Origin of the sequence: Endozoicomonas sp. ONNA1, assembly GCF_024606325.1 — a bacterium.
Taxonomy (GTDB): Bacteria; Pseudomonadota; Gammaproteobacteria; order Pseudomonadales; family Endozoicomonadaceae; genus Endozoicomonas_A.
Genome location: NZ_JAHHPN010000604.1, coordinates 1 through 1,516, shown reverse-complemented (window position 1 = coordinate 1,516; position 1,516 = coordinate 1). Strand labels below are relative to the sequence as shown.

Below are 1,516 nucleotides of genomic sequence, written 5' to 3'. Positions count from 1 at the left end.
TGCAGCTGTTTCTTCTGTCGATGATTCCAGTGCGATCTTCTTTAACCCGGCCGGTCTGGCTTTTGCGGAGTCTGATGATATTGCTCTGCACTTATCTCCTACCTTTAACAAAGTCAGTAGTCCAGCGAATGGTGTCAATTTTACTGATGGCGATACAACCTTCTCTCCGGCTGGCGGCCTGACAGGTCTGACCATACTGGATGAGAAGTTCACTCTGGGTTACGGTATTTATGCCTCTGGTGGTGCTGCTGCCAAGTATGAAGATCTGACGGTTGGCGGCGTATACCCTATTAAAGACGACTACTCTACTGACATCAAGATTATTGAAGCGGGTCTGGGATTATCTTATCGCATCAACAACAACTGGTCCGTTGGGGGTACCTACCGCCTGACTTACGTTGCTGCTGATATCGAATTGATGTCAAATTTAGCGAATGGGGCTGTAGGTGCAGCAGTGGGCTACAACGATATGACCGGTTTCAATACCTTCGGTGTTCGTCTGGGTGCGATGTACCGCTCAGATGACGACCGCTGGGGTTGGGGAATCAACTACCGTTCTGAAGTCGATATTGAAGCAGATGGTAAAACATCTTTCAGATCCGGTGCTCCTGGACTTGCTGGCCAAATTCCTCTTGATTTCAGCGATAAAGATGCTACCGCAGAAACAGCTCTGCCCATGCAAATTTCTACCGGCATCGATTACAAGGTAGCTCCACACTGGACCCTGTTCGGTGAGATCACATACACCGACTACAGCAATAACGAACAGATTAAGTTTACCTCCGATGAGGTCAGCAGTCTGCCTGTACCTGCAATTAACTCCAACTGGGAAGACCAGTACAACTACCGCATCGCTGCGGAGTACTCCGGTATAGAGAACTGGGCTCTGAGAGCAGGCTACATTTATACAACAGCCGTCGTACCTGAAGAATATGCTGCGCCCACCTTCTCCAGTCCTGCCGATGCCCACAGCTTTACTCTGGGTGCCGGCACCAGCATTCTTGATGGACAGGTGGATCTGGACTTTGCTGCTGTCTACGACACCGTTAAGAATGACGATGTAAAAGGTGGTGGCAACCTGACCAGCTCTACTCAATCTTACGCGGGTAAGTATGAATCCAGCTCTTACTCACTCCATGCTTCTGCGACTTACCGCTTCTAAGTCGGTTTTTCGGTAGAAACCTACAACAAGGCCGCCGATCGAAAGATCAGCGGCCTTTTTTCTTTCATCACCACGTTTAGCAAACGTGGGTTATCACCATGCACTTAACGTATTAATCACTCAGCCCGACCTGATTACCCACACTGAATGCCTGTTTCGTAATAATCAAAGTACCTTGAATTAATTGAAATCATAAATCGAATAATATTCGAATTATGATTAACAACAGACTTTGCCTTGAATCAATAAGTTAGAAATAAAAATATTTCTTACCACAGTTTCAAAAACCGGTTTCGAAGCACCTTTAAAAGCTTTTTTAATAGCTAATTATTTACAAAAAAATAACAGTAATTT

The 1,516-nt window shown here is 45.9% G+C and carries 1 protein-coding gene; it reads left to right on the top strand.

Annotated elements, in window-relative coordinates:
- Positions 1-1,162 (top strand): OmpP1/FadL family transporter (locus KDK19_RS13875; RefSeq protein WP_257292197.1); only part of this gene is annotated, 1,162 nt, incomplete at its 5' end.
- Between the last annotated feature and the right edge of the window lie 354 nt (positions 1,163-1,516).